The 24,624-nt window shown below is 70.9% G+C and carries 22 protein-coding genes; 7 read left to right on the top strand and 15 right to left on the bottom strand.

Going from position 1 to position 24,624, the window contains the following annotated elements:
• Positions 1-19: 19 nt before the first annotated feature.
• The 7 genes from CRP55_RS03450 to CRP55_RS03480 form a co-directional block, all read right to left on the bottom strand.
• Entirely contained in the window at positions 20-1,288 is a 1,269-nt protein-coding gene (locus tag CRP55_RS03450) for an ABC transporter substrate-binding protein (RefSeq protein WP_097318720.1), read from the bottom strand.
• A gap of 40 nt (positions 1,289-1,328) precedes the next feature.
• Positions 1,329-2,321, bottom strand: a complete 993-nt coding sequence (locus CRP55_RS03455; RefSeq protein WP_438865760.1) for a branched-chain amino acid ABC transporter permease — start codon at positions 2,319-2,321, stop codon at positions 1,329-1,331.
• A gap of 44 nt (positions 2,322-2,365) precedes the next feature.
• A complete protein-coding gene (locus tag CRP55_RS03460; protein ID WP_097317949.1) occupies positions 2,366-3,244 on the bottom strand; it encodes a branched-chain amino acid ABC transporter permease in 879 nt (292 codons plus the stop codon).
• A 1-nt stretch (position 3,245) separates the two neighbouring features.
• Positions 3,246-3,950, bottom strand: coding sequence for an ABC transporter ATP-binding protein (locus CRP55_RS03465; protein WP_097317950.1), 705 nt, complete (start codon positions 3,948-3,950; stop codon positions 3,246-3,248).
• An 85-nt stretch (positions 3,951-4,035) separates the two neighbouring features.
• Positions 4,036-4,776, bottom strand: coding sequence for an ABC transporter ATP-binding protein (locus CRP55_RS03470; RefSeq protein ID WP_097317951.1), 741 nt, complete (start codon positions 4,774-4,776; stop codon positions 4,036-4,038).
• A 229-nt stretch (positions 4,777-5,005) separates the two neighbouring features.
• On the bottom strand, positions 5,006-5,650 hold the full coding sequence (locus tag CRP55_RS03475; RefSeq protein ID WP_097317952.1) for an alpha-ketoglutarate-dependent dioxygenase AlkB: 645 nt from the start codon (positions 5,648-5,650) through the stop codon (positions 5,006-5,008).
• A 91-nt stretch (positions 5,651-5,741) separates the two neighbouring features.
• Entirely contained in the window at positions 5,742-7,364 is a 1,623-nt protein-coding gene (locus tag CRP55_RS03480) for an MFS transporter (RefSeq protein ID WP_245922760.1), read from the bottom strand.
• A gap of 90 nt (positions 7,365-7,454) precedes the next feature.
• Between CRP55_RS03480 and CRP55_RS03485 the strand changes: the two genes are divergently transcribed.
• Complete coding sequence (locus CRP55_RS03485) at positions 7,455-8,180, top strand: TetR/AcrR family transcriptional regulator (protein ID WP_097317953.1); 726 nt, start codon at positions 7,455-7,457, stop codon at positions 8,178-8,180.
• On the opposite strand, the gene CRP55_RS03490 is transcribed toward CRP55_RS03485, so the two are convergent.
• From CRP55_RS03490 to CRP55_RS03520, 7 genes are all read right to left on the bottom strand, one after another.
• The gene (locus CRP55_RS03490) at positions 8,177-9,166 is read right to left on the bottom strand and encodes a succinate dehydrogenase/fumarate reductase iron-sulfur subunit (protein WP_097317954.1); all 990 of its coding nucleotides are present in this window, start codon (positions 9,164-9,166) and stop codon (positions 8,177-8,179) included. The genes CRP55_RS03485 and CRP55_RS03490 overlap by 4 nt on opposite strands.
• Positions 9,166-11,112, bottom strand: coding sequence for a fumarate reductase/succinate dehydrogenase flavoprotein subunit (locus tag CRP55_RS03495; RefSeq protein WP_097317955.1), 1,947 nt, complete (start codon positions 11,110-11,112; stop codon positions 9,166-9,168). Before CRP55_RS03495 ends, CRP55_RS03490 begins: the two co-directional genes overlap by 1 nt.
• 15 nt (positions 11,113-11,127) lie before the next feature.
• Positions 11,128-11,937 carry a succinate dehydrogenase subunit SdhC gene (sdhC, locus tag CRP55_RS03500; protein WP_097317956.1) on the bottom strand — a complete coding sequence of 270 codons (810 nt, stop codon included), beginning with the start codon at positions 11,935-11,937 and terminating at the stop codon, positions 11,128-11,130.
• A gap of 219 nt (positions 11,938-12,156) precedes the next feature.
• On the bottom strand, positions 12,157-12,690 hold the full coding sequence (locus CRP55_RS52745) for a hypothetical protein (RefSeq protein ID WP_179854997.1): 534 nt from the start codon (positions 12,688-12,690) through the stop codon (positions 12,157-12,159).
• Positions 12,691-13,451: 761 nt separating this feature from the next.
• Positions 13,452-14,915 carry a TldD/PmbA family protein gene (locus CRP55_RS03510; RefSeq protein ID WP_097317957.1) on the bottom strand — a complete coding sequence of 488 codons (1,464 nt, stop codon included), beginning with the start codon at positions 14,913-14,915 and terminating at the stop codon, positions 13,452-13,454.
• Positions 14,912-16,348 (bottom strand): TldD/PmbA family protein, encoded by a 1,437-nt coding sequence (locus tag CRP55_RS03515; protein ID WP_097317958.1) that lies wholly within the window; start codon positions 16,346-16,348, stop codon positions 14,912-14,914. The genes CRP55_RS03510 and CRP55_RS03515 overlap by 4 nt, the downstream gene beginning before the upstream one ends.
• Positions 16,349-16,380: 32 nt before the next feature.
• Positions 16,381-18,144 carry a prolyl oligopeptidase family serine peptidase gene (locus tag CRP55_RS03520; protein ID WP_438865761.1) on the bottom strand — a complete coding sequence of 588 codons (1,764 nt, stop codon included), beginning with the start codon at positions 18,142-18,144 and terminating at the stop codon, positions 16,381-16,383.
• 156 nt (positions 18,145-18,300) lie between these two features.
• On the opposite strand from CRP55_RS03520, the gene mshB reads away from it, so the two are divergent.
• From mshB to CRP55_RS03540, 4 genes are all read left to right on the top strand, one after another.
• The gene (mshB, locus tag CRP55_RS03525; protein ID WP_097317960.1) at positions 18,301-19,206 is read left to right on the top strand and encodes an N-acetyl-1-D-myo-inositol-2-amino-2-deoxy-alpha-D-glucopyranoside deacetylase; all 906 of its coding nucleotides are present in this window, start codon (positions 18,301-18,303) and stop codon (positions 19,204-19,206) included.
• On the top strand, positions 19,203-19,790 hold the full coding sequence (locus CRP55_RS03530) for a hypothetical protein (RefSeq protein ID WP_245922761.1): 588 nt from the start codon (positions 19,203-19,205) through the stop codon (positions 19,788-19,790). The genes mshB and CRP55_RS03530 overlap by 4 nt, the downstream gene beginning before the upstream one ends.
• A 158-nt stretch (positions 19,791-19,948) precedes the next feature.
• Positions 19,949-21,682: a VanW family protein gene (locus CRP55_RS03535; RefSeq protein ID WP_097317961.1), complete on the top strand. Its 1,734-nt coding sequence runs from the start codon at positions 19,949-19,951 to the stop codon at positions 21,680-21,682.
• Entirely contained in the window at positions 21,679-22,149 is a 471-nt protein-coding gene (locus CRP55_RS03540; RefSeq protein WP_097317962.1) for a hypothetical protein, read from the top strand. The genes CRP55_RS03535 and CRP55_RS03540 overlap by 4 nt, the downstream gene beginning before the upstream one ends.
• On the opposite strand, the gene CRP55_RS03545 is transcribed toward CRP55_RS03540, so the two are convergent.
• A complete protein-coding gene (locus tag CRP55_RS03545) occupies positions 22,146-23,108 on the bottom strand; it encodes a GNAT family N-acetyltransferase (protein ID WP_097317963.1) in 963 nt (320 codons plus the stop codon). The genes CRP55_RS03540 and CRP55_RS03545 overlap by 4 nt on opposite strands.
• Before the next feature lie 82 nt (positions 23,109-23,190).
• On the opposite strand from CRP55_RS03545, the gene fdxA reads away from it, so the two are divergent.
• Positions 23,191-23,508, top strand: a complete 318-nt coding sequence (gene fdxA / locus CRP55_RS03550; protein ID WP_218854020.1) for a ferredoxin — start codon at positions 23,191-23,193, stop codon at positions 23,506-23,508.
• Positions 23,505-24,599, top strand: coding sequence for a succinyldiaminopimelate transaminase (gene dapC / locus CRP55_RS03555; protein ID WP_218854031.1), 1,095 nt, complete (start codon positions 23,505-23,507; stop codon positions 24,597-24,599). Before fdxA ends, dapC begins: the two co-directional genes overlap by 4 nt.
• Positions 24,600-24,624 lie beyond the last annotated feature (25 nt).

A 24,624-nucleotide genomic window follows, 5' to 3' on the forward strand; every position in this document is an offset into this window, starting at 1 on the left:
GTTGCCGTCGCCGCCAACCTTAGGCAGCGGGGATGCCGTTCTGCGGCGGGGTCACCGCGGGCGAGTCATAGACCTCCACCGCTCCGTCGCCGTCGTCGGTGCGGTACGGCTTACCGAAGAACTGCGCCTTGCCGCCGGCGATCTTCGTGAGCTGCTGGCCGGCGTAGCCGGAGTGGTCCTTGTCCGAGTAGCGCACCGGCACCAGGCCCGGGCCGGTGAAGCCGCCCTTCTGCACGGCGGCGATGATGCCCTCGCGGGTCAGGTCCTTGCCGGCCGCTTGCAGCGACTGGACGAACAGGTACGCCACGGACATGCCGTACACGACGTTGTTGTCCATCTCGGCGCCGGCGTTGTACTCCTTGTTGACCTTGGTGTAGAGCTGGATCCACGGGTTGGCGTCGTCGTTGGCCAGCGGCAGGTAGTTCGCCGCCACGACACCCTCGAGCAGCGGCGCGGCCGCGCCGAGCGTCTTGGCCAGCGTGGTCGGGTCGGAGCCGACGTTGCTCACCACGTACTGCGGCTTGAAGCCGAGCTTGGCGCCGGTGCCGATGGTGAGCGCGGTGAAGCCGGGCACGGTGGCCAGCATGACCACCTGGCAGCCGGCCGCCTTGAGCGCGCCGACCTGCGGGCCGACGTTCGGGTTGGTCGTCACGTAGGACTGCTTGGCCGCGACCGGGCCGACCACCTTCTCGATGCCGGCCAGGCTGTCCCGGCCGAAGTCGTCGTCCTGGCCGAGGAAGCACACCTTCTTGCCGGCGTGGTTCTCCTTGACGTACGTGGCCAGGATCTTGCCCTCGACGGTGTAGTCGGGGTTGAAGCCGAAGGTGCCCGGATATTTGTCGGGCTGGTTCCAGCTGCGGCTGCCGCTGGCCACGAAGAGGTCGGGCACCCGGTTGGTCTTGAGGAAGTCGAGCACGCCGGTGTGTGTCGGTGTGCCGAGGCCGTTCAGGATCGCGAAGACCTTGTCCTGCAACACCAGCTGGCGAACGACCTGCTGGGTGTTAGCCGGGTTGTACCCGTCGTCCATGATCTTGTAGGTGATCTTGCGGCCGTGGATGCCGCCGTTCGCGTTGACGTAGTCGAAGTAGGCCTTCGTGGCCGGCGCGATCTTGGAATACCCGGCGGCGGCCGGGCCGGTGAGCGGCATGTGCGTGCCCACCACGATCTCGGTGTCGGTCACTCCCGGCGTGTTTCCGCCGCTGCTGCTGCCATTGCTGTCGTCCGCGTTACTGCAACCGGCCGCGGCCAGCAGCACGGCGGCGAGGACGAGCGCGGTGGTGCGTTTCATCATCGGCCTTTCTGCGCGCAGATCTCAGGGATTTCGGGGGTTACGAGCCCGCTCGGTGCGCGGGTTTCCTGCTGAGGCGAGCCCGCCAGGAGCGCGGAAGTCGCAATGACGCGAGGCCGCCCGGGGCGGCCAGCATGACGACGACGAGAACGACGCCGAAGAAGGTGAGGGCGAGGTTGCCCTCAAGGCGCTGGGAGCCGGAGGCCTCGCCGATCTCGTGAGCGACCGCGGGCAGCGCCACCAGCAGGAAGGCGCCGATCACGGCTCCGGTGAGCCGGCCCAGTCCACCGATCACGATGGCCATGACCAGGAAGAGCGAGAGCGTCAGCGGGAAGGCACCCGGCGACACGCTCTGGGCGAGGACGGCGAACAGCGCACCGCCCAGCCCGGCGCAGGCGGCCGAGATCACGAAGGTCCAGACCTGCGTCCGCGCGATGCTGATGCCGGCCAGCTTGGCCGCGGTCTCGTCGTCGCGCACGGCCCGCATGTCCCGCCCGAACCGGCCCCGCGTGACCAGCGCCAGCACCAGCGTGGTGACCAGGGCGCCGCCCCAGCACAGCCAGGCCTGCCACTGCTCGACCGTCATCGACTCGGGCGGCGGGTTGAGGATGACGGACAGACCCTGGTCGCTGTTGAACGTCTCGTCGAACGTGCTGGCGACGGAGGGAACGACCACGGCCACGGCGAGCGTGAGCCCGGCCAGATAGGGCCCGCGCAGCCGGGCCGCCGCGAGCCCGATGACCAGCCCGGCGACCGTGGTCACCAGGATCGCCACCACGATGCCGACCGCCAGCAGGTTGAACTTGTTCTGCCAGAGCGCCAGCGTGTACGCCCCGGTCGCCATCAGGGCGCCGTGCCCCAGCGAGAGCTGCCCGTTCAGTCCGGTGAGGACGGTCAGGCCGGCCGTGACGCAGAGGTAGGCCCCGATCGTGGCCAGCTGATAGGTCCGGAACGGCGGCAGTGTGTACGTCAGCACGACCACCAGCACCGCGCCGACCGCGACCATGAGGAACGGGTTGAGCCGGCGCCGCATGACCGGAGCGACCATCCGGGATGTCACGCGATCTTTCAGCACGGTCATGCCGTCCTCGCTTTCGATCGGGCGAACAGGCCGTCCGGCCGGCCGAGGAGGACGACCACGAGCAGGCCCAGGACCGCCATCGGGGCGACCGTGGCGCCGAGGTAGCCGCTGATGTACGACAGGACCAGGCCGACGATCAGGCCGCCGACGACGGCGCCGATCGGGCTGTCGAGCCCGCCCAGCACGGCCGCGGTGAAGGCCGAGATGAACAGCACGTCCATCGCCGTCGGGTGCAGGCCCAGCTCGGTCGGGATGACCAGCATCCCGGCCAGCGAGCCGACCGCGGCGGCCAGCGCCCAGCCGAGCGTGAGCATGCCCCCGACCGGCACGCCGAGCAGGCGCGACACGTCCGGCGCGAAGGCCGCCGCCCGCATCCGCAGGCCGGTCGGCGTGCGGGTGAACAGCAGCGTGAGCAGGACGACCACGGCGCCCACGGCGGCGAAGACGAAGACGTCGTAGCGCGAGAGCAGCGCGACGCCGCCGATGTTGAAGGCGTCCCGGCTGAACGGCGCCTCGGCCGGCCGGAACTCGTTGCCGTAGATCATGCCCAGGACGCCCTGGATGATCAGCACGAGCCCGAGCGCGACCACCACACCGTTGAGCGGCGACGAGTGGTCGATGAAGCGCATCACCACCCGCTCGACGGCGGCGCCGAGCAGCAGCCCGGCGACGAGCGCCGCGGCGAAGCCGACCCAGTACGAGCCGGTCGCGTCGGCCACCGAGTAGGCCACGTACGCCGTGGCCACCGCCATCGCGCCCTGCGCGAAGTTGACGATCCGGGTGGCCCGCCAAATCAGCACCAAGGCCAGCGCGAACGCCGCGTAGACGGCGCCGCGGCTGAGCCCGTCGAAGGTGAGGAACAGGAAACGGTCCATGTCAGAACCCCAGGTAGGCGTGCCGGAGATCGGCGTCGTCGGCGAGCGCCGCGGCGTCGTCGCGGGCGGCTATGCGGCCCAGCGACAGCACGACGCCCTGGTCGGCGATGGAGAGCGCGCTGCGGACGTTCTGCTCGACCAGCAGGACGGCCAGCCCGGTGCGGTCGCGCAGGTCGCGCAGCAGCGCCATGATCTGGCCGGTGACCCGCGGCGCGAGCCCCAGCGACGGCTCGTCGAGCAGCAGCAGCCGGGGCTGCGCGGCCAGGGCGCGGCCGATCGCCAGCATCTGCCGCTCGCCGCCGGAGAGCTGATGGCCGAGATGGGAGCGCCGCTCGGCCAGCCGGGGGAACAGCTCGTAGATCGGCGCGAGCGGCGGCTGCGGCTTGCGCCAGAGCCCGCCGAGCCGCAGGTTTTCGTCGACGGTGAGCTCGGTGACCACGCCACGGCCCTCGGGAACGTGGGCGATGCCGTGCCGCACCAGCCGCTCGACCTTGACCCCGCGCAGGTCGGCCCCGTCGAAGACGACCCGGCCCGTGGACGGCGGCAGCAGCCCCGACAGCGCCCGCAGCAACGTCGTCTTGCCGGCGCCGTTGGCACCGAGCACGGCGACAATCTGTCCCTCCTGGACGGTGAGACTGACGTCATGAAGCACGGGCGCGGCCCCATATCCCACGGTGAGGCCGTCGACCTCCAGCAGCGCGCTCATGCCCTCGCCTCCGGACAGCCCGCGACCCTCATCAGCGCGCTCATGCGGCCGCCTCCGGGCAGCCCCGCGACCCTCGTCAGCGCGCTCATGCGGCCGCTCCCAGGTAGGCCTCGGCGACCTTTTCGTCGTTGCGGATCTCACCCGGGGTGCCGAGGGCGATCGGCTTGCCGAAGTCGAGGACCAGGATCTCGTCGCAGACCGACATGACCAGGTCCATGTGGTGCTCGACCAGCAGGACCGTGCAGCCGGCCTCCTGGATCAGGGTGGCCAGCCAGCGGATCTCGTCGGCGTCCAGCCCACCGGCCGGCTCGTCGAGCATCAGGATGCGCGGCTTGGCGGCCAGGGCGCGGGCCAGCTCGACCCGCTTGCGCTTGGCGTAGGGCAGCGAGGCGGGCAGGGCGCCCGCGTGCTCGGCGACGCCGCAGCGCTCGAGCGCGGCCCACGCCTCCTCCTCGTGCTTGCGCGACCGGGCGCCGACCAGCACGTTGTCGAGGACGGTCATGCCGTTGAACTGGCCGACGCCCTGGAGGGTGCGGGCGATGCCGCGGCCGCTGAGGTGGTGTGGCCGGGGCCGGAACGGCCGCCCGTCGAGCGTGATGGCGCCCGACTGGGGCGCCACGAACCCGCAGATGACGTTGAACAGGGTGGTCTTGCCGGCGCCGTTGGGCCCGATGATGCCCACGATGCGACCGGGCGGAACCCGGAGCGACACGTCGTCGAGGGCGAGCAGACCACCGAAGCGGACGGTTATGTGATGGAGCGCGAGCCCTTGATCCCCGGGGGAATCGGAGCTTGCGGTCGGGGACGTTGACGAATCCGTTGACATGGTCACCTCGGCTCGAACCGGCAGAGTGGCCTGTGCAGACGGCGCCCAGGGGGCAGCGACCGTCCTCTGTAGAAAGTGAAGGTCAACTATTTACACTTGGAGTGTAACTTTCTGGCCGAGCACGTCAACCGTCTGTTTCCATGTTGTTTCATTCGGCTTTTACCGGCATGATGCAACGCCCCGGAGGCCGTCGGCCCCGGGTTGACTCCGGCGGTGGGTCAGGCGGGCGTCACGCCACGTTTATCGGGCGGAACTGGACGCTGATGCGCGGGCCGACCGCCTTGGCTGTCTTGAGAATCGCGTGCTCCCACGTGCGTTGGCAGGAGCCACCCATGACGATCAGATCGCCGTGGCCCAGCGGGAACCGCAACGTCTCGTGACCGCCCGCCCGGGGCCGCAATGACAGGTGGCGCGGAGAGCCGAACGAGACGATCGCGACCATGGTGTCGTGGCGGGCCGAGCGGCCGAGCGTGTCGCCGTGCCAGGCGACGCTGTCGCGGCCGTCGCGATAGAGGCACATGCCGGCGGTGACGAACTCCTCGCCCAGCTCGCCGGCGTAGTGCCGGTTGAGCTCGGCCTTGGCCTCGGTCAGTGCCGGGTGGGGCAGCTCCTCGTCGCTGCCATACCACCGGAGCAGGCGCGGCACGTCGACCACGGAGTCGTACATCTGCCGCCGGTCGGCGCGCCAGTCGATGCCGAGCAGGGTCTCGAAGACCTCGCCCGAGCCCCGCAGCCAGCCCGGCAGCACGTCGACCCACGCCCCGGCGGTGAGCTCGTGGCGTTTCAGGCGCCCCGCGAGCGGCCCGACCTCGGTGGCCGGGCCGCCGCTCTCGCCGGAGAGATCGAACATCGACGGCTGATAGGTGCTGGTCATGGCGCAAGCTTAGTACGGATGTTCGAAGATCGTTTTCGGCCTGTGGATAACTTGCCAGGCCGCTGAGCCTAGCCCGAAATGTCCGATGCGCTCAGGAGTCCCGGGAAGGCGAGGAGGAAGCAGGCGCGGAAGGCGAGGAAGGGGAGGGGGAAGGCGCGGAAGAAGGGGAGGCGGAGGCCGCGGAAGGGGAGGGGGAAGGCGCGGAAGAAGGGGAGGCGGAGGCCGCGGAAGGCGAGGAAGAGAGGGTGGGGCGAGGGCGCAGAACGGAGGCTGCGACCAGCGCCGCGATGATGCCGCCGACCACGCCGACCAGGGCGGTGGTCGAGATCGCCTCGACGAAGGAGCTCTGGGCGAGCCGGGCCAGGGCCGCATCGCCGGTCGACGCCGCCACACCGAGGGCGTCGCCGATCGAGCGGCGGGCCTCCTCGGGCGCGTCGGGCGGCATCGCGCCCCGGTAGGCCGCCGTCAGCACGCTTCCCAGCACCGCCACGCTCAGCGCCGTGCCCACCTGCTGCACCGTGTCGTTGACGGCCGAGCCCACGCCCACCCGGTCCGGCGGCAGCGCGCCGAGCAGCGTCCCGTACGCCGCCGGGCCCGCCGTGCCGCTGCCCGCGCCGATCACCACCAGGGCGATCGCCAGCCGCACGTATCCGTCGCCCGGTGACAGGGAGGCCAGCACGCCGAACCCGCCCGCCATCAGCAGCAACCCGGCCGCCAGAGCCACCCTCGTACCGAACCTCTTGTCCACCACGACGCCGATGCCGTTGAAGACCACCGCCGTCACCAGCAGCGGCACGAACGCCAGGCCGGCCTTCATCGGCCCGTACCCCAAAACGAATTGAAGGTATTGCGTCAGGGCCAGCAGCACGCCGCCGGCCGAGAACGACAGCAGGACGATCGACAGGCTGGCGCCGCCGAAGTTGCGGTCGCGGAAGAGCGACAACGGCAGCATCGGCTCGGCGACCCGCCGCTCCCAGATGGCGAACGCGACCAGCCCGATCGCCGCGACGGCGAACCCGCCGATCGTGGTCGCGGCCGACCAGCCGTCCTGCGCCGCCCGGATGATGCCCCAGACCAGGGCCGTCATGCCGATCGTGGAGAAGAGCGCGCCGAGCAGGTCGGGACGCGAGGCCCGGCCGTACGACTCCGGGATGATCACCAGCGCGGCCACGATGCCGAGGATCGCGATCGGCACGTTCATCAGGAACACCGAGCCCCACCAGAAGTGCTCCAGGAGCAGGCCGCCGAGGGTGGGCGCGCCGAGCGAGCCCAGCATCAGCACCGAGCTCCAGATCGCGATGGCCTTCTTGCGCTCGGACTCGTCGAAGACCGTGGTGAGGATCGACAGCGTGCCCGGCATGAGGAACGCGGCACCCACGCCCATCAGGCCTCGTACGGCGATCAGCTGCCCCGGCGTCTGGCAGAGCGTGGCCAGCACCGACGCGCTGCCGAAGACGATCAGGCCGGTGACCAGTCCGCGGCGCCGGCCGTGCCGGTCGGAGAGGCTGCCGGCGGTGAGCAGCAGGCCGGCGAAGACCAGGATGTACGCGTCGATGATCCACTGGATGTCGGCCGAGCTCGCGCCCAGGTCGCGGATCAGCGACGGGATGGCGATGTTGAGCACCATGTTGTCGACGACGACCACGAGCAGGCTCAGGCAGAGCACGCCCAGGATCAGCCAGCGACGGGGATTTCGATCATCGGAAACTGACACGGACAGGCCCCGTTCTCGAACACTGTGCGATGGACTCGCACACCGTACCAGTCGACTCGAACACTGTGCGATTGGCTCTAGGATGGGCTCATGACCTCGAAGTTCGCCGACTCCGACTGGCTACGGCCGCCGCGCACCCGCAACGGCCAGCCCACCCTGAGCCGGGAGCAGATCCTCCGCGCGGCCATGGAGATCCTCGACGCCGAGGGCCCGGGCGGGCTGAGCATGCGCCGCCTCGGCACCAAGCTGGGCTCGGGCGCGACCTCGCTCTACTGGCACGTCGCGAACAAGGACGAGCTGCTCGAGCTGGCCGTCGACGAGGTGATCGGCGAGATCTACGTGCCGGAGCCGGGTGACACCAGCTGGCGGATCGGCGTCTCCGTGTGGGCGAACGGCATGCGCTCGGCCCTGCTGCGTCACCCGTGGGTGATCGGCCTGCTCGGCACCCATCCGACCCTGGGGCCGAACGCGATGCGCATGGGTGAGCGGATCGTGCTGCTGCTCTCCGGCGCCGGCTTCGCGGGCATGCCGCTGTCACACGCCAGCGCGGTGATCAACGCGCACGCCATCGGCGCCGCGACCACCGAGGCGGCCGCTCATGCGGCGATCAAGCGCGGTGGCCTCGACATGGCCGGCGTGGCCGAGCAGATGAAGCCGTACGTGGAGAAGATGGCCGACGAGCATCCCGCCTACGACAAGTGGCGGCGCGAGGCGGGAGTCGCCGTCCAGGACCAGCAGCAGCTCCTGGACGAAGGTTTCGCCTTCGGCCTGGAGCGGCTGCTGGACGGCCTGGAGTTGTGGTTGGCGAAGGGCTAGTGCGCGTTCGGGTCGGAGCCGGAGTCCGCCTTGTCGGCCGGCCGGTGATAGGTCACCGAGCCGGGCGCCATCGGGAACGACTGGTCGTCGCCGAACGGTGACGGGCCACCCTGCGTGGGCAGCGACACCTCACTGACGTCCATCTTGCCGTCCTCCCGCACCGGCGCGCCCTCGGGCAGGCGGGCGCTGGAGTAGTGGGTCGTGTCGGTGGTCGGCGCCGGAGAGGACTCCAGCTCGTCACGACGGAAGATCTTGCGGCCGAGCCAGACCAGGGGGTCGTACCGTTTGTCCACCACGCGCTCCTTCATCGGAATGATCGCGTTGTCGGTGATCTTGATGTGCTCGGGGCAGACCTCGGTGCAGCACTTCGTGATGTTGCAGTAGCCGAGGCCCTGGTGCGCCTGCGCGTATTGCTTGCGGTCGGTGCGGTCGTCGAGCGGGTGCATGTCGAGCTCGGCGGCGCGGATGAAGTAGCGCGGGCCGGAGAACGCCGCCTTGTTCTCCTCGTGGTCACGCACGACGTGACACGTGTTCTGGCAGAGGTAGCACTCGATGCACTTGCGGAACTCCTGGCTCCGCTCGACGTCGACCTGCTGCATCCGGTAGTCGCCCGGCGCCACCCCGGCCGGGGGCGCGAAGGCCGGCGTCTCGCGGGCCTTCTCGTAGTTGAAGGACACGTCGGTGACCAGGTCGCGGATGACCGGGAAGGTCCGCAGCGGCGTGATCGTGACGGTCTCGTCCTCCTCGAAAGTGGACATCCGGGTCATGCAGCCGAGCTTCGGCTTGCCGTTGATCTCCATCGAGCAGGAGCCGCACTTGCCGGCCTTGCAGTTCCACCGGCAGGCGAGGTCGGGGGTCTGCGTGGCCTGCAGCCGGTGGATGATGTCGAGCACGACCTCACCCTCGTTGACCTCGACGTCGAAGTCCTGGATCTCGCCGCCGGACTCGTCGCCGCGCCAGACGCGGAAGTGGCGCTTGGTGCCCATTACTTCGCCTCCGTCTTGCTCTGTGCGTCCGTCCGGGCCCCGGGGATGTGAGCCTCGGCGGAAGCCCGGCTCAGCTCGTCCTCGGTCATGTATTTCGCGAGCTCGCTGCGGTCGAAGAGCTCGATCAGCTCGTCCCGCATCGTCGGCAGCGCCTTGCGCTCCAGGTGCACGTCGCCGGTCTTGTCGAGGGAGCAGACCAGGTTGACCTGCCGCCACTGCGGGTTCATCTGCGGGAAGTCCTCGCGGGTGTGCCCGCCGCGCGACTCCTCCCGCTCGAGCGCCGCCTTGGCCGTGCACTCCGAGACGACCAGCATGTTGCGCAGGTCGAGCGCGAGATGCCAGCCCGGGTTGTAGCGCCGGCCGCCGGTCGCGCCCACATTGGCCACCCGCTGCTTCAGCTCCTGGAGCCGCTTGAGCGCGTCGGTCAGCTCGCCCGCCCGCCGGATGATGCCGACCAGGTCGCCCATCGCCGCTTGAAGATCTTGTTGCAGGGTGTACGGGTTTTCGCCGCTCTGCCTCTGCAAAGGAGCCAGTGCGGTCGTCACCGCGGCCTCGACGTCGGGGGTGTGCACCCGCGGTTTCGCGGTCAGCGAGTCGGTGTACGCCGCGGCGTGCTCGCCGGCGCGCTTGCCGAAGACCAGCAGGTCGGACAGCGAGTTGCCGCCGAGCCGGTTGGAGCCGTGCATGCCGCCGGACACCTCGCCCGCCGCGAACAGGCCGGCCACCGTGCCCAGGGCCGCGCCCGAGTCGGGGTCGACCTCGACCCCGCCCATCACGTAGTGGCAGGTCGGGCCGACCTCCATCGGCTCCTTGGTGATGTCGACGTCGGCCAGCTCCTTGAACTGGTGGTACATCGACGGAAGGCGCCGGGTGATCACCTCGGCCGGCATCCGGGTCGAGACGTCGAGGTAGACCCCGCCGGCCGGGGTGCCCCGGCCCGCCTTGACCTCGGAGTTGATCGCGCGCGCGACCTCGTCACGCGGAAGCAGCTCGGGTGGCCGGCGGTTGTTGTCGGGATCCTCGTACCACCGATCGGCCTCCTCCTCGGTCTCCGCGTACTGCTTGCGGAAGACGTCGGGGACGTAGTCGAACATGAAGCGCTTGCCGTCGGAGTTGCGCAGCACGCCGCCGTCGCCCCGGACCGACTCGGTGACCAGGATGCCCTTGACGCTGGGCGGCCAGACCATGCCGGTCGGGTGGAACTGCAGGAACTCCATGTTGATCAGAGTCGCGCCCGAGCGCAGGGCCAGCGCGTGACCGTCGCCGGTGTACTCCCAGGAGTTCGAGGTGACCTTGTAGCTGCGGCCGACGCCGCCGGTCGCCAGCACCACGGCCGGCGCCTCGAGCAGGATGAACTCGCCGGACTCGCGGTAGTAGCCGAAGGCGCCGGCCACCCGGTCGCCGTCGAGCAGCAGCTCGGTGATGGTCGTCTCGGCGAAGACCCGGATGCGCGAGTCGTAGTTGCCGGTCTCGGCGAAGTCCTCCTGCTGCAACGACACGATCTTCTGCTGCAGGGTGCGGATCAGCTCGAGGCCCGTGCGGTCGCCGACGTGCGCCAGCCGCGGGTATTCGTGGCCGCCGAAGTTGCGCTGGGAGATCTTGCCGTCCTTCGTACGGTCGAAGAGCGCCCCGTACGTCTCCAGCTCCCAGATGCGCTCGGGCGCCTCCTTGGCGTGCAGCTCGGCCATCCGGAAGTTGTTGAGGAACTTGCCGCCGCGCATGGTGTCGCGGAAGTGCACCATCCAGTTGTCGCGGCTGTTCACGTTGCCCATCGCGGCCGCCGCGCCGCCCTCGGCCATGACCGTGTGGGCCTTGCCGAACAGCGACTTCGAGATGATCGCCGTGCGCTTGCCGGCCAGCCGGGCCTCGATGGCCGCCCGCAGGCCGGCCCCGCCGGCCCCGATGACGACGACGTCGTAGTGGTGTCGTTCGATGCGAGTGCTCATTGTGCGCGCCGCCCCCTAGCCGACGAACCGCAGGTCGGAGAACCAGTCGGCGGACACGGCCATGACGTAGAAGTCAGTCAGCGCGAGGGTGCCGAGGGTGATCCAGGCCAGTTGCATGTGGCGCGTGTTCAGCTTGGACACGAAGGTCCAGAACCGATAGCGCACCGGGTGTTTCGAGAAGTGCTTGAGGCGGCCGCCGGCGATGTGCCGGCAGGAGTGGCAGGACAACGTGTACGCCCAGAGCATCACCACGTTGCCGACCAGGATGACGTTGCCGAGGCCGAAGCCGAACCCGCCGCCCGGGCTGTGGAAGGCGATGATCGCGTCCCATGTGTTGATCACCGAGATGATGACGGCGGCGTAGAACGCGTACCGATGGGCGTTCTGGAAGATCAGCGGGAACCGGGTCTCGCCGGAGTATTTGCTGTGGCCGTCGGGCACGGCGCAGGCCGGCGGCGAGAGCCAGAAGGCGCGGTAGTACGCCTTGCGGTAGTAGTAGCAGGTCAGCCGGAACAGCAGCAGGAACGGCAGCGTGAAGGCGGCCTCGGGGATCAGCCAGAAGCTGGGCAGCGGGGTGCCGAACAGCGCCGCCTCGGACGGGCACCGATCGGTGAGGCAGGGTGAGTAGAACGGCGTGAGGTAGTGATAGTCCTCGACGAAGAACCACTTGTGCATGAAGACGCGGACCGTCGCGTAGGTGACCCAGGCCGCGAGCCCCACGAAGGTGATCAGCGGTGGAAGCCACCATCGGTCGGTGCGCAACGTCTTCGCCATGATGGCCGCGCGTGACCGGCCCGAGCCCGGCCTCGTTGCCGTCGTCGTCATTCGCTCTCCTGATCGTGCCTGTCCATATGACCCGGCTGTCAACGAGCGGGGAGGCCCGGCAGCCGCCGTGATGTGGAGCACACGTTACGCCGGGGGTCAGACAGTTTCGCGCTCAGGGATGCGGTATGGATCACAAAATTAGACCCCGATCACATCGACAAGATCAAAAGCGTTAATGGATCTTGCGGTGTACGCGTCGAGGTGCGCAAATAGGACGAATCACAGTTCCGGTGTCGCGAGCCGGCGGATCGAACCGGCGCAGGCGGCCGGCGAGGAATCGACGAGATCGTCGGCGACCGGCTCACCGTCCGGGTTGCGCGGGGCGACGTAGAAGGCCGGGGCGCTGGTCTTGGCCTGCCGGTCGAGAGCGTCGGCGAAGACGGCCCGGGCGTCGAGCAGCTGCCGCCAGTCGTCCTGGTCCTCGGCCGCCGGCACCTCACCGACGAAGATCCGTACTGCCGAGTTCTCGTTCCGGATGGCGGTGGCCCGTGCGGGCGGGCTGGTGGTGGCGCCCGGCGGCACGAGCTTGTTGAGCCGGCGCTCGAGGCCGAGGCAGCTGTCGTCCCGCGACTGCCGCACCTCACGGGCGTCAGAGGCTTGATCCCGTACGCCGTCGATCGCGTCGACGACCGCAAGCGCACCCACACAGATCGCGATGACCACGATCGCCGCCCCGATGGAGATGCCGGCCACGAACCACTGCCGCCGCCGGCGGGCCCTGGCCCCACCGCCCGCGGGCGCCAGCCCGAACATCCGCCGCCCCCGAAAGCTCGCCGGCGAGGCCCGTCCAGTCGAAAAGTCCTGCGACGCCCCACCACCCGACGCCCCACCACCCGACGCCCCACCACCCGACGTCGCGCCGCCGGACGTCGCGCCACCCGACATTGCGCCGCCGGACGTTGCGCCGCCCGACGTTGCGCCACCCGAAGATCCGCCGGCCGACGCCCCTCCCGCAGGCGCGGTTCCGCCAATTCCCGCCGCCGCCTCGTCCGCCGAAGATCCTGCCGAGGGAGAGGACGGCCCGGAGGTCGCCGCGGAAGGGCCTGCCGAGGGAGGGCCCGAGGCGGACGCGGAAGAACCGGCCGGGGGAGGGCCCGGGGCCGACGCGGAAGAACCGGCCGGGGGAGAGCCCGGGGCCGACGCGGAAGGAGACGGGAACCCGGACGTGGACGCGGGAGAAGGGGCGCTGGGTGAGATGACGGGAAAGCCGGAGGCGGGCGTGGGGTAGTCGGCCGGCCCCGGGTCGCCCGGCGCGCCACTGTCGGCCGGCCGGCCGCCGGAATCCGGTTCGCGCGGCGTTTCGCTCACCGGCTCAGTGAAACACGCCGGTCAATGCCACCGCCCGGCCAAGCGCGCCGCCCGGCCAAGCGCGCCGCCCGGCCAAGCGCGCCGCCCGGCCAAGCGCGCCGCCCGGCCGAACTCTCGGCCGAGCAGGCGCGCCGCCCGGCCGAAAGTCCAGCCCGGCCTGGTGCTCCGGTCCGCAAGGCGGGTGGCCGGCCGGGCGTGGGGCCGGCTCAGCCGGAGGCGTTGCCGGTCAGGTTCCAGCTGGCCAGGTGGAGGGCGGGGGCCGCGTAGCGGGTGCCGGACCAGCGGTCGGGCAGCAGGATGGACTCGCTGCCGATGCCGCGGATCGCGCCCGGGGCCAGGGCCTGGGGGTACGACTGGGTGAAGCGCATGTTGCTCACCGGCGCCACCAGTTGGCCGTTCTCGATCAGCCAGACGCCGTTGCGGGTCAGGCCGGTGATGATCAGGGCTTTCTGGTCGAGGACCCTCGTGTACCAGAAGTCGGTGATCAGCAAGCCGCGCTCCATGCGGGACACCAGCGGGCGGGCCGACTCGGCGATCGGGCTGTCGGGGCCCGCCGGTGGCACCTCGGGCTCGGTCGCGGCCGGGGCCGCCTCGAGTCGCATGTGAGTGGCCATCGGGCCCCACGAGCGCGACGTCGGCGACGCGTGGCCGGTGGACGCCGTGCCCGCGTCGGCGGCCGAGGCCCGGTCGTGGGCCACCGCCTTGGTCACGCCGTCGCGCACCAGCACCAGCGACTCGCGCGGAGTGCCCTCGACGTCGAACGGCAGGCCCGCGGCCGGTTCCGAGCGGCTGCCCAGCGGCTCGTCCACGATGGTCACCGCCGGGTCGAACTGCTCGGCCTCGAGCTCGGCGAACGACTGTTTCTGCGCGAACGCCTTGCCGTTGAACCCGAACACCGCGAAGTTGTCGAGCAGGTCGGCCACCGCCTCCGGCTCGAGCACCACCTCGTACCGGCCCGGCGGCAGCTCGATCGGGCCCTGCGCCGCCCTCGCCTTGGCCGCCGCCCGCGCACCGAGCGCGGCACCGTCCAGCCCGGCCAGGCGGCCGCCGGCCAGCCGGGCCACGCCGTCGTCCCCGTTCAGCCGGGCGATGCCGTCCATCGCCGCCTCGGCCGTGCGGCCCTCGACGGCCTGCCCGGCGCTGTTGGCGAAGGCGGCGGACGTGTACGTCGTACGGCAATAACCCGCTGTTTCCAGCCCGTCCGCCGCGCGCACGAAATCGCGCACCCGCTCGGCCCGCTCGGCCGGCGTCGCCCTCGCGGTCGCCTCGTCGAAGCCGAAGTCGAGACCCGAACGCGGACCCGAGCCGTGATGACCGGCCGACCCGTGCAGCGGCGCCGGCCGGGTCAGGCCGGGCCACGTCGTGTCGGGCGGGCTCAGCCGCGCCGCCGTCACCGTGCGCTCGACCAGCCCGCGCAGGCCGGCCGGCTCGACCACTGTGGTCGAGCTGCTCGCCGAGCGGCCGTCCAGGTGGAGGCGGAGCCGGATGGTCGTGGTCGCCTCGGCCACGTTCTGATGGATGGCCGAGTTGGCGAACCGGGTCAGCGCCTCGGCGTCGTGGCGCACCGTCACCTCGGCCTCGGCGGCCGGGCCCGCGACCTCGCGGACCAGCTCGATGACGCGGGCCGCGAGCTCGAGCTCGGCCCCCGTCCGGACGATCTCCGCGGTCATCCGCGCACCCCCACACGTACGTTGGTGAACCGGGCCGGAGCGGCCGGATGGCCGGTGTGACCCACCTGGCCGGGCTGGCCCTTGCCGCAGTTGGGCGTGCCCCAGGCGATGGTCTCGGAGGAGAGCATGTCCATCGACTGCCAGAATTTCGGGCCGATGCCGGTGTAGGTCGGGTTGCGCAGCATGCGGCCGAGCTTCCCGTTCTTGATCTCGTAGCCGATCTCGCAGCCGAACTGGAAGTTGAGCCGCCGGTCGTCGATCGACCAGGACCGGTTGATGTCCATGAACACGCCGTCGTCGGTCGACGCGATGATCTCGTCGAGCGTGTGCGGGCCGGGCTCGAGGCCCACATTGGTCATCCGGACCATCGGCAGCCGGGACCAGCCGTCGGACCGGACGCTGCCCGCGTAGTCGAGGCCGGCCACCGCGGCCGAGTCGCGCCCGGCCAGCACACCCACCCAGATGCCGTCGCGGACCGCGTCGCGCTTGGTCGCCGGTGTGCCCTCGTCGTCGAAGCCGAAGCTGCCCAGCGCGCCCGGGATGCCCGGGTCGATGGTGATGTTCATCAGCTCGGAGCCGTAGCGCAGCGAGCCCAGCTGTTTCAGGTCGAGCCAGCTGGTGCCGGCGAACGCCGCCTCCCAGCCCAGGATGCGGTCGAGCTCGATGGCGTGCCCCACCGACTCGTGGATCTGCAGCGCCAGCTGCTCGCCGCCGAGCACCAGCGTGGTCTCGCCGGGCGGGCACAGCGGCGCGGTCAGCAGGGCGCGGGCCTCGTCGGCCATCCGCGGCGCGTTGCCGACCAGGTCGAGGCCGTCGACCAGCTCCCAGCCGCTCGTGCCGTACTGCCCGCGGTGAGAAGGCCAGGACCGGCGCTGGATCTCGCCGTCGCCGTACGCGCTGGCGGTGACGCCGGCGCCGCACTCGCGGATGTGCTGGTCGATGCGGTGACCCTCGCTGGAGACGAACCATTTGCGGGTGTCCCAGATCTGGTAGATGCCCTCGGCCAGGTCGGCGCCGGCCTGCTTGGCGGCGGCGGTCGCGCTCACCAGCAGGTCGCCCTTGGTGGAGAGGCCGACCTCGAGCGGGTCGACCTCGCACGAGCTGGCCCAGCTCGCCTCGACGGCGTCGCCCGGCACCAGATCGACCGGCGGGCCGGGGACCGTGGCGCTGGCCGTGGCGATCTGCGCCGCGCGGCGGCCGGCCGCCCGCGCCGCCGACTCGGACAGGTCGGGAACGGCGTAGAAGCCCCAGCTCGAGCCGACCAGGGCCCGCACGCCGAGACCCGCGCTCTCGCCCGTGCCGAGCTCCTCCACGTCGCCGTCGCGGGCGGTCATCGACTCGGTGCGCCGCAGCATGACGCGGCAGTCGGCGTAACGGGCACCGGCGTCCAGCGCGGCTTGCACCGCGGCGGACGCCTCATCGAAGTGGCTCATGAACCGACCCTAGGGGACGGGTGCGACAAGTTTCAGCGCAGGAACGCGAGCTCCTCGTCGAGCGTGGCCGACTCCACAGAGCGGAAGCCGGTCAGGGAAGCGCCCACGACCAGCAGGGACTCGGTCGGCTCGGCGCCGAGCAGGCTGTGGTGGGCGTAGACGTCGGCCGAGTCGTGCCGGTCACCGAGGTAGCGCTCGGCGAACGCGACCGGCAGGTCGTGCCAGTCGAGCACCGGCGAGCGGGCCACGCCGCGGTGGAAGACGTCGGGCCGGCGCAGCACCGCCATCGCCGCCAGCCAGCCGCCGAGCCCGGCGCCGCGCACGGCCACCGTCGACAGGTCGAGGTCGGGATGCTTGCCGACCAGCGCGTACAGGGCGTCCACCTGATCGGCCAGCGACACGTCGACCAGCCGGCGGTGGACGACCTTCTCGAAGCTGGGTGCGACACCCGGCGTACCCCGGCCGTCGATCGTGACGACGGCGAAGCCGGAGTCGGCCCACCACTGCTTCTCGGGCCAGGTCAGCGGGTCGTGCACCACCTGCTGCCGGCCGGGACCGTCGCCGAGCGTGACCAGCACCGGCAGCCGGGCTCCGCTGACGTGGGCCGCCGGGTAGCGCACCGACGCCGGCAGCCGGCGATCGGTCACGCGCTCGAGAACCGGCGGGCTCGTGGCCGGCGGCTGAGCGGCCAGGCTGCGCAGGGTGGTGACGTGGGCTTCGCCGCGCCACACCTCGCCGTCGAGGACGAGGACGTCCCCGCCGGACTCCGCCCGGTGCCATCCGGGAGCCGGGGTGATCTTCTTGGCCTCGGCCCCACCGCCGCCGAGCGACGTGCGCACGCGGAAGACGTCCTGACTCCACGGGTCGCCCTCGGTGCCCTCGACGATCAGATCGGGCGCGCTCGACGGCCCGCCCGGACGGGGCACCGAGCCGACGACCCGCCGCACGTAGAGGCCGGGCGGGGTCAGCAGGCTGCCGTCGGCGAACAGGCAGCGCGCGTCGAAGCCGTCGTGGGCCAGCTCGCCGCCGACCAGCACCCGGCCGTCGGGCAGATGACGCGGCGTGCCGGCCACCGGCTCGACCCAGCGCGCGTCGGCCAGCTCGGCGTGCACCTGGGTCTCACCGGTGCGCGGATCGATCGCCAGCACCAGGCCGTGCTGCTGCATGCGGCGCAGCACGGTGATCAGGGGGCCACCGCTGTCGGCCCAGCGCACGTTCACCACGTACGGATAAGTCTCCCGGTCCCAATGCACGTCGACCCAGCCGTAGTCCAGGTCGAGCAGGTGCAGGCTGGTCGAGGCGGCCGTGCGGGCGGCGAGGATCTGGCCGCCGTCCGGTGCCCACCACCAGCCGCGCCGCCGGCCGAAGCGTACGGCCGCATCGTCGGGAACGCCCCACGAGATCGACCCGCCGTGCTCACGCCAGGCGCTGCCCGGCTCGCCGGCCAGCAGCCGATCGCCCTCGGGCCCGGCCACCCGCAGCGAGGCGGTGCCGTCCTGCCAGGTCACATATCCGATGCGGAGCCCGGCCGGATCGGGCCGCGGATCCTCGACCGGCCCCTCGGTCGCCACATGCTCGACGCCGCCGCCGACCAGATCGGCCCGGCAGAGCCGCCCGTCGAAGACGAAAGCCGCGGTCCGGCAGTCACGATCGACCGCGTACGAGGTCACGGGTTTCGCCGAGACGAGCGTCTCGGTGGCGGTGGCCACATTCAAGACCCAGAGTTTGCCGTACGGATCCTCGGGGCCCGACGAGCGGAGGAAGGCCACCCGTGCGCCGTCCCCGCCGACCGTCACCGCGTACGGCGCGCCGTAGCGGAAGTGACCGGTGCGCTCCGCGAGTCCGGGGTAGTCCACCTGGACAGCATCGCTGATCACATAGCCTTCCCGCGCCCCAAACGGGCAGCCCGGCGTCGCGAAACCTCCTCCGACGTCCCGCGTAGAGTTGCGCCCGTGACTGACGCCCTGCCCGCACGCCGGCTGCTGCTGGTGCACGCCCACCCCGACGACGAGGTCACCGGCACCGGCGCCACCATGGCCCACTACGCCGCGTCCGGCGCCCACGTGACGCTCGTGACCTGCACCCTCGGCGAGGAGGGCGAGATCCACGTCCCCGCGCTGGCCCAGCTCGAGGCCGCACAGGCCGATCAGCTCGGCGGCTACCGCATCGTCGAGCTCGAGCGCGCCTGCGCCGCGCTGGGGGTGACCGACCACCGCTTTCTCGGCGGGGCCGGCCGCTACCGCGACTCCGGGATGATGGGCCTGCCCACCAACGACAACCCGCGGGCCTTCTGGCAGGCCGACCTCGACGAGGCGGCCGGGATGCTCCTCGAGATCATCCGCGAGATCCGGCCGCAGGTCATGATCACGTACGACCCGAACGGCTTCTACGGCCATCCCGACCACATCCAGGCCCACCGGGTGGCGATGCGGGCGGCCGAGCTGGCCGGCGACGAGGGCCCGCAGAAGATCTACTGGACCGCGATGCCGCTCAGCGTCCTGCGCGACGGCATGGAGGCGTTCCGCGAGCTCTCCGACAACCCGTTCGCCGACGTCGAGCGCGTCGAGGACCTGCCGTTCGGCCACCCCGACGACGAGATCGCGGCCCGGATGGACGGCACCGACCACTACCAGCAGAAGGTGGCGGCCATGCGCGCCCACGCCACCCAGATCCCCGACAACTCGTGGCTCTACGGCATCGCCGGCGACTTCGGCGGCGAGTTCATGGGCGTGGAGTACTACACGATCGCCAAGGGCGAGCGCGGCCCCGGCGAGGGCCCGCACGGCTGGGAGAGCGACCTGTTCGGCGGCCTCGGCCTCGAGCAGCCGTCCGCGGCGTCGGAGAGCTCGGCCCGATGAGCCGCGCGGACACGGGCGCCCGGGTCCCGGCGGCCCGTGCCGCTTCGCACGAGGAGACCGCGGTGAGCGCTTCACAGACGGACGGCGACGAGACGACGGCCGACGTCGCGCCCGGCGACCAGCGGCCGACCGTCGAGGTCACGCCGGGGCGGGAGCCGTGGGCCGGCTACGAGTCGCTGATCCGCTGGGGTGGCCTCGTGGTGGCCATCCTGGCGTCGTTCGTGACCGGGGTGTTCGAGCTGCTGCTGACCACGCTGCGCGCGGGCGACCTGGTGTCGGTCTGGAGCGGCGACGCGATCGGCTCCGGCGGCGGCCCGCTGCTCGGCTTGTCGGTGGTGCTGGCCGCGGTGCTGAATTACGGCATCGCCTGGTTCGCGGTCACGACCACGCGGCGCAAGTGGGCGCTCGGCCCGCCCTGGGCCCTGTGGACGCTGATGATGCTGCTGGCGGCCGGCGTGCGCACGAGCGAGGGCGACTACCTGCTGGGCGGCGAGAACTGGATCGCCCTGGTGATGATCCTGGTCGGCAGCCTGACGTACGCGGTGTACTCCTATCGCTTGATCTTGAAGCGCACCCTTCCCTGACGGCATCCTCGCGCGTCATCCTGATCCCGCCCGGTCCGCCGGGCGGGACCGGGTGAACCGGTGACCGCCGCATGGCGTAAGAACGAATCGAGATCGGCTGATTTCATCGGCCGGGCGATTCGCGGGGCTTCCCGCGCCGAGTGGTGAGGTGAGCGCGCGTGAAGTCCAGCCCGGAAACCCCGTCCGCGGTCGCGGAGCCGGCCGCCGAGGAGCCCGACGCCGTGCCGGAGCCGGCGGGATCGCGCGCGAAGGTGCGCTGGCTGGTTGCCGGTGGGGTCGTCGTCGTCCTTGCCTCAGCGATGGCTGCGAGTGGCGTCTATGCCATGGCGGGGGACATTCCGCGCGGTACTGAGGTTCTCGGTATCGATCTCGGTGGCAAGTCGCGGGCTGAGGCCGCGGTGTTGGTCGGTGCTGAGGCGGCGACGCGGAGCACGCGGCCTGTGCGGATCAATGTTGACGGCCGGGAGGTGACCCTTCAGGCGACGGCCGTGGGGTTGATGATCGATGTGCCGGCGACCATCGACGCGGCAGTGGGAAGCGGTCCGCGGTTGTTCGGAAGCAGGCGACTCCCGCCGGTGGTGCGGCTCGATGAGAAGAAGCTCGAGGGAGCGCTGCGGAAGCAGATCCCGGGTGGGCGGATCTCCAAGAAGAAGCCGGGCATCGCTTTTGCGGGTGTCGCTCCCGTGGCGGCGTACCCCCAAGCGGGTCTTGACCTTGATCGTGGGGTTGCGGCGGACAGTGTGCGCGCGGCGTGGCCCGTGGGTGACGTGGCCGTGGTGCCGCTTGTCGAGCGGACTCCGGTGACCACGAAAGCGCAGGTCGACGAGCTGATCGCCGGGCTCGCCAAGCCCGCGGTGGCGGCGCCGGTGACCGTGACCGTGGGGGCGGTGAAGTTTCAGCTGACGCCGGCGGCCATCGCGAAAGGGCTGGTCTTCCGCTCGGACGCCGATGGGCGGCTGACCCCGGCGATCGATGCGGTGAAGCTGCGGGCGGCGGCCGCCCGGGAGTTCGCCAAGGCCGAGACGCCCGCCCAGCAGGCCAAGATCTCGCTGGCCGGTGGGGCTCCGAAGATCGTCGCGAGTACGCCCGGCAAGGTCGTCGAGCTCGGCGACGAGCTGCTCGCCGTGCTGCCGAAGCCCGCGCCGCGCACGATCACCGCGACGCTGAAGGACACGCCGGCCAGTGGGACCGACGCCGAGCTGGCCCGGCTCGGGATCAAGGAGCGGGTCTCGACCTTCACCACCTACTTCACCGGTGGCGCGAAGTCGCCGCGCAGCCAGAACATCATCACGATCGCCAAGGCGGTCGACGGCGCGATCGTCAAACCGGGACAGACCTTCTCGCTGAACGGGCACACCGGCGAGCGTGGCTATCACAACGGCTACAAGGACGCGCCGGTGATCGTCAACGGCGTGCTCGAACCGGGTGTCGCCGGCGGCGCCTCGCAGTTCACGACGACGCTGTTCAACGCCGCCTACTACGCCGGCCTTCAAGACGTCGAGCACAAGCCGCACTCGTTCTACTTCTCGCGCTACCCGGCGGTGATTGAGTCGACGATCTTCTATCCGACGCTCGATCTCAAGTTCAAGAACACCACGCCGTACGGGATCCTGATCGACACCGCGACCACGGGCCGCTCGGTGACCGTCTCGATGTGGGGCACCCGGATCTACGACAGCGTGAAGACCGTCTACGGGCCGCGCCGCAACCACACCAGCCCGCCGACCGTGCACCGCGAGGACGGGCCCAAGTGCCTGACTAGCAGCGGACTCCCAGGTTTCACCCAGGACGCATGGCGCGTCATCCGCAAAGATGGCCGGGAGGTCGAGCGCAAGAAGTTCACGTGGCGCTACGATCCCGAACCACGATTCGTGTGCGGGGAGGAAGAATGAGGCAGCAGCGCTGGTTCCCGGCCGCGGCGCTGGCGGTCGGCTTGTTCGCGATCAATGTGGTGGCCCGGTTGCTCACCCGGTTCGTGTTCGACGGTGACGACAGCGCCGAAAACCGCGCCTCGATCATGATGTTCGCGCTGATCGGCCTGGTCATCGCGGTCTACACGTTCATCGTCTCGCAGCGCCGACGGCCCTCCGAGTGGCTCCTGCCCGACCTGGTGTTCGGCGCGGTCGGCGGCATGCTGCTGACGATCCTGGTCGGACCGTTCATCAGCGGCGGCCAGCCGTTCTCCAGCGGCGCCGGCAACTTCTTCTCCCAGGTCTGGCTCTACAGCGGCTTCGCGATCGCCGGCACGCTCGTCGGATACTGGGTCGCCGTGATGCTGGGCAAGGACTACCGGTCGCGCTCGCTCAAGGCGTACAGCGAGTCCCGGCAGGCCAAACCCCGCCGGGTCGTTCGGCGTTAGAGCGGCGCTTCGCGGGTCAGGTACGTGTGGTGGGTGCAGAAGCCGATCCGGCCGTACAGCGTCACCGCGGGCGTGTTGCGCTCCTCGACCTGCAGATAGGCGCGGGTCGCGTTGTGCTGCGCCGCCCACTGGGCGAGAGCACGCACCACCTGCTGGGCGATGCCGCGACGGCGGGCGGCCGGCGCCGTCTGCAACAACGAGACACCCAGCCAGCGGCCCGGGTCGGTGACCGCGCCCCGGGCGACCGCGAGCAGCTCACCCCCGGCGTCGCGCACCTGGGCGAAGACGACCTCCTCGGTGCCGGTGAGGATGCGCACCGCGTCGGCCGGCAACGTGCCCTTGTGCTCGGCCACCATGGCGTACCAGTCGTCGCCCGGCGTGTCGGCCAGCTCGACCGGCGGCAGATCCGTGCGGGCCTCCAGGCGGGACACCAGCGGAGACAGGAGGGTCGTCTGTACGAGCGTGAGCGGCCGCGACGTCCACCCGCGGGCGTCCAGGGCGGCGTTCACGGGCGCCGCCAGCGGCATCGGCGCGTTGATCAGCGGGCGCTGGCCGTGCGCCACGTACCACTCGGCGACCGCGTCGATGGCGGCCTCGAGAGTGCGGTCGGGGTCGCCCACGGCGAGCGCGGAATTGGCCCGGCCGGTCCAGTTGCCGGCCGCGCGCAGAATCCAGCCACCCAGCCTGGCCTGCACCGGAGCCGGCCAGGCGGCGTTCGCGGCGAGCTCCAGGTCGATGACGTCACGGGCCGGTGGGCGGCGGGCCGGTGGCACCCGCTTGGCCCGGTGCACCTCGCGCAACGGCACCTTGACGGTGCCCTTGGCGGTGGCGATGGTGAGATCGGTGTCCGTGAGGTCGACCAGCTCACCCAGGGCATCCGTGTAGAGCGTCCGGTCCGGGGTAACGCCTACAATTCGGCGTACCACCACCCGGTGTCCCACATCCTGCCGACGGAGCACGTGTCACCTCCTCCGGCGGAGATACTAGGCTCTGCAACTGTCGCCGGCGGTGAGCCGTGCGAGGCTTTGGAGGGAAAGACCCGTGACCTACATCATCGCTGAGCCGTGCGTCGATGTGCTCGACAAGGCATGCATCGAGGAATGCCCCGTCGACTGCATCTACGAGGGCAACCGGATGCTCTACATCCACCCCGATGAGTGCGTCGACTGCGGGGCCTGTGAGCCGGTCTGCCCGGTCGAGGCGATCTTCTACGAGGACGACGTCCCGGAGCAGTGGAAGGACTACACGAACGCGAACTACGAGTTCTTCGAAGACCTCGGCTCGCCCGGCGGCGCGGCCAAGGTCGGCAAGATCGACAAGGACTCGCCGTTCATCGTCGCCCTCCCGCCGAAGGCTTGAGCGCGCTCTCCGCGGCCCTGCCGGACTTCCCCTGGGATCTCCTGGAGCCGGCCAAGGCCAAGGCCGCCGCTCACCCCGACGGGATCGTCGACCTCTCGGTCGGCACCCCGGTCGACGCGGTACCCGAGCTGATCCGGCGCGCCCTCGCGGACGCGTCGGACGCTCCCGGCTACCCGCTGACCGCCGGCACCCCGGCGCTGCGGGCGGCGATCGGTGAGTGGCTGGCCCGCGCCTGCAACGCGTCGGGCACCCTGGGCGTGCTGCCGACGATCGGCTCCAAGGAGCTTGTCGCCTGGCTGCCCACACTGCTCGGCGTGGGTCCGGGCGACGTCGTGGTGATCCCGTCGGTCTGCTACCCGACGTACGAGGTGGGCGTCCGCCTGGCCGGCGCGACCGTGATCCGCGCGGACTCGCTGACCGCGGTCGGCCCCACCCCGCGCGTCAAGCTGATCTGGATCAACTCGCCGTCCAACCCGACCGGCAAGGTCCTCCCGGCCGAGCACCTGCGCAAGGTCGTCGACTGGGCGCGCGAGCGCGGCGCCGTGGTCGCCAGCGACGAGTGCTACCTGTCGCTGGGTTGGGAGACGCAGCCGGTCTCGGTGCTCGACGACGCGGTGACCGGCGGCGACTACACCGGCGTGATCGCGGTGCACTCGCTGTCCAAGCGGTCCAACCTCGCGGGCTACCGTGCCGGCTTCGTGGGCGGCGACCCGGCCCTGATCGGCGAGCTGCTGGCGGTCCGCAAACACGCCGGCATGATCGTTCCGGCGCCGGTCCAGGCGGCCATGATCGCGGCGCTGGGCGACGAGACGCACGTGGACGAGCAGCGCGCCCGGTACGCGGAACGCCGCGAGTCGCTCCGTACGGCCCTGGTGAAAGCCGGTTTTGAGATCAGCCACTCGGAAGCGGGCCTCTACCTGTGGTCGACCCGCGGCGAGGACAGCTGGCAGACGGTCGACTGGCTCGCTTCGCGAGGGATCCTGGCGGCGCCGGGGGCGTTCTACGGCCCGGCGGCGGAGAAGCACGTACGGATAGCTCTGACCGCGACCGATGAGCGGGTCGCGGCGGCCGTCCAGCGCCTTCTTTCCTGATCTTTCCGTCTTTCCGGCCCGCCGC

The sequence above is a fragment of the Paractinoplanes atraurantiacus genome, from assembly GCF_900215205.1.
GTDB lineage: Bacteria > Actinomycetota > Actinomycetes > Mycobacteriales > Micromonosporaceae > Actinoplanes > Actinoplanes atraurantiacus.

Excerpts from the sequence above, each read along its gene's own strand:
- CRP55_RS03510 (WP_097317957.1), bottom strand. The coding sequence starts at position 14,915 with ATGACCGCGGAGATCGTCCGGACGGGGGCCGAGCTCGAGCTCGCGGCC.
- CRP55_RS03495 (WP_097317955.1), bottom strand. The coding sequence starts at position 11,112 with ATGAGCACTCGCATCGAACGACACCACTACGACGTCGTCGTCATCGGG.
- CRP55_RS52745 (WP_179854997.1), bottom strand. The coding sequence starts at position 12,690 with ATGTTCGGGCTGGCGCCCGCGGGCGGTGGGGCCAGGGCCCGCCGGCGG.
- sdhC (WP_097317956.1), bottom strand. The coding sequence starts at position 11,937 with ATGACGACGACGGCAACGAGGCCGGGCTCGGGCCGGTCACGCGCGGCC.
- CRP55_RS03465 (WP_097317950.1), bottom strand. The coding sequence starts at position 3,950 with ATGAGCGCGCTGCTGGAGGTCGACGGCCTCACCGTGGGATATGGGGCC.
- CRP55_RS03485 (WP_097317953.1), top strand. The coding sequence starts at position 7,455 with ATGACCTCGAAGTTCGCCGACTCCGACTGGCTACGGCCGCCGCGCACC.
- CRP55_RS03450 (WP_097318720.1), bottom strand. The coding sequence starts at position 1,288 with ATGAAACGCACCACCGCGCTCGTCCTCGCCGCCGTGCTGCTGGCCGCG.
- CRP55_RS03475 (WP_097317952.1), bottom strand. The coding sequence starts at position 5,650 with ATGACCAGCACCTATCAGCCGTCGATGTTCGATCTCTCCGGCGAGAGC.
- CRP55_RS03460 (WP_097317949.1), bottom strand. The coding sequence starts at position 3,244 with ATGGACCGTTTCCTGTTCCTCACCTTCGACGGGCTCAGCCGCGGCGCC.
- CRP55_RS03455 (WP_438865760.1), bottom strand. The coding sequence starts at position 2,321 with ATGCGGCGCCGGCTCAACCCGTTCCTCATGGTCGCGGTCGGCGCGGTG.
- CRP55_RS03530 (WP_245922761.1), top strand. The coding sequence starts at position 19,203 with ATGAGCCGCGCGGACACGGGCGCCCGGGTCCCGGCGGCCCGTGCCGCT.
- CRP55_RS03540 (WP_097317962.1), top strand. The coding sequence starts at position 21,679 with ATGAGGCAGCAGCGCTGGTTCCCGGCCGCGGCGCTGGCGGTCGGCTTG.
- CRP55_RS03515 (WP_097317958.1), bottom strand. The coding sequence starts at position 16,348 with ATGAGCCACTTCGATGAGGCGTCCGCCGCGGTGCAAGCCGCGCTGGAC.
- CRP55_RS03470 (WP_097317951.1), bottom strand. The coding sequence starts at position 4,776 with ATGTCAACGGATTCGTCAACGTCCCCGACCGCAAGCTCCGATTCCCCC.
- CRP55_RS03490 (WP_097317954.1), bottom strand. The coding sequence starts at position 9,166 with ATGGGCACCAAGCGCCACTTCCGCGTCTGGCGCGGCGACGAGTCCGGC.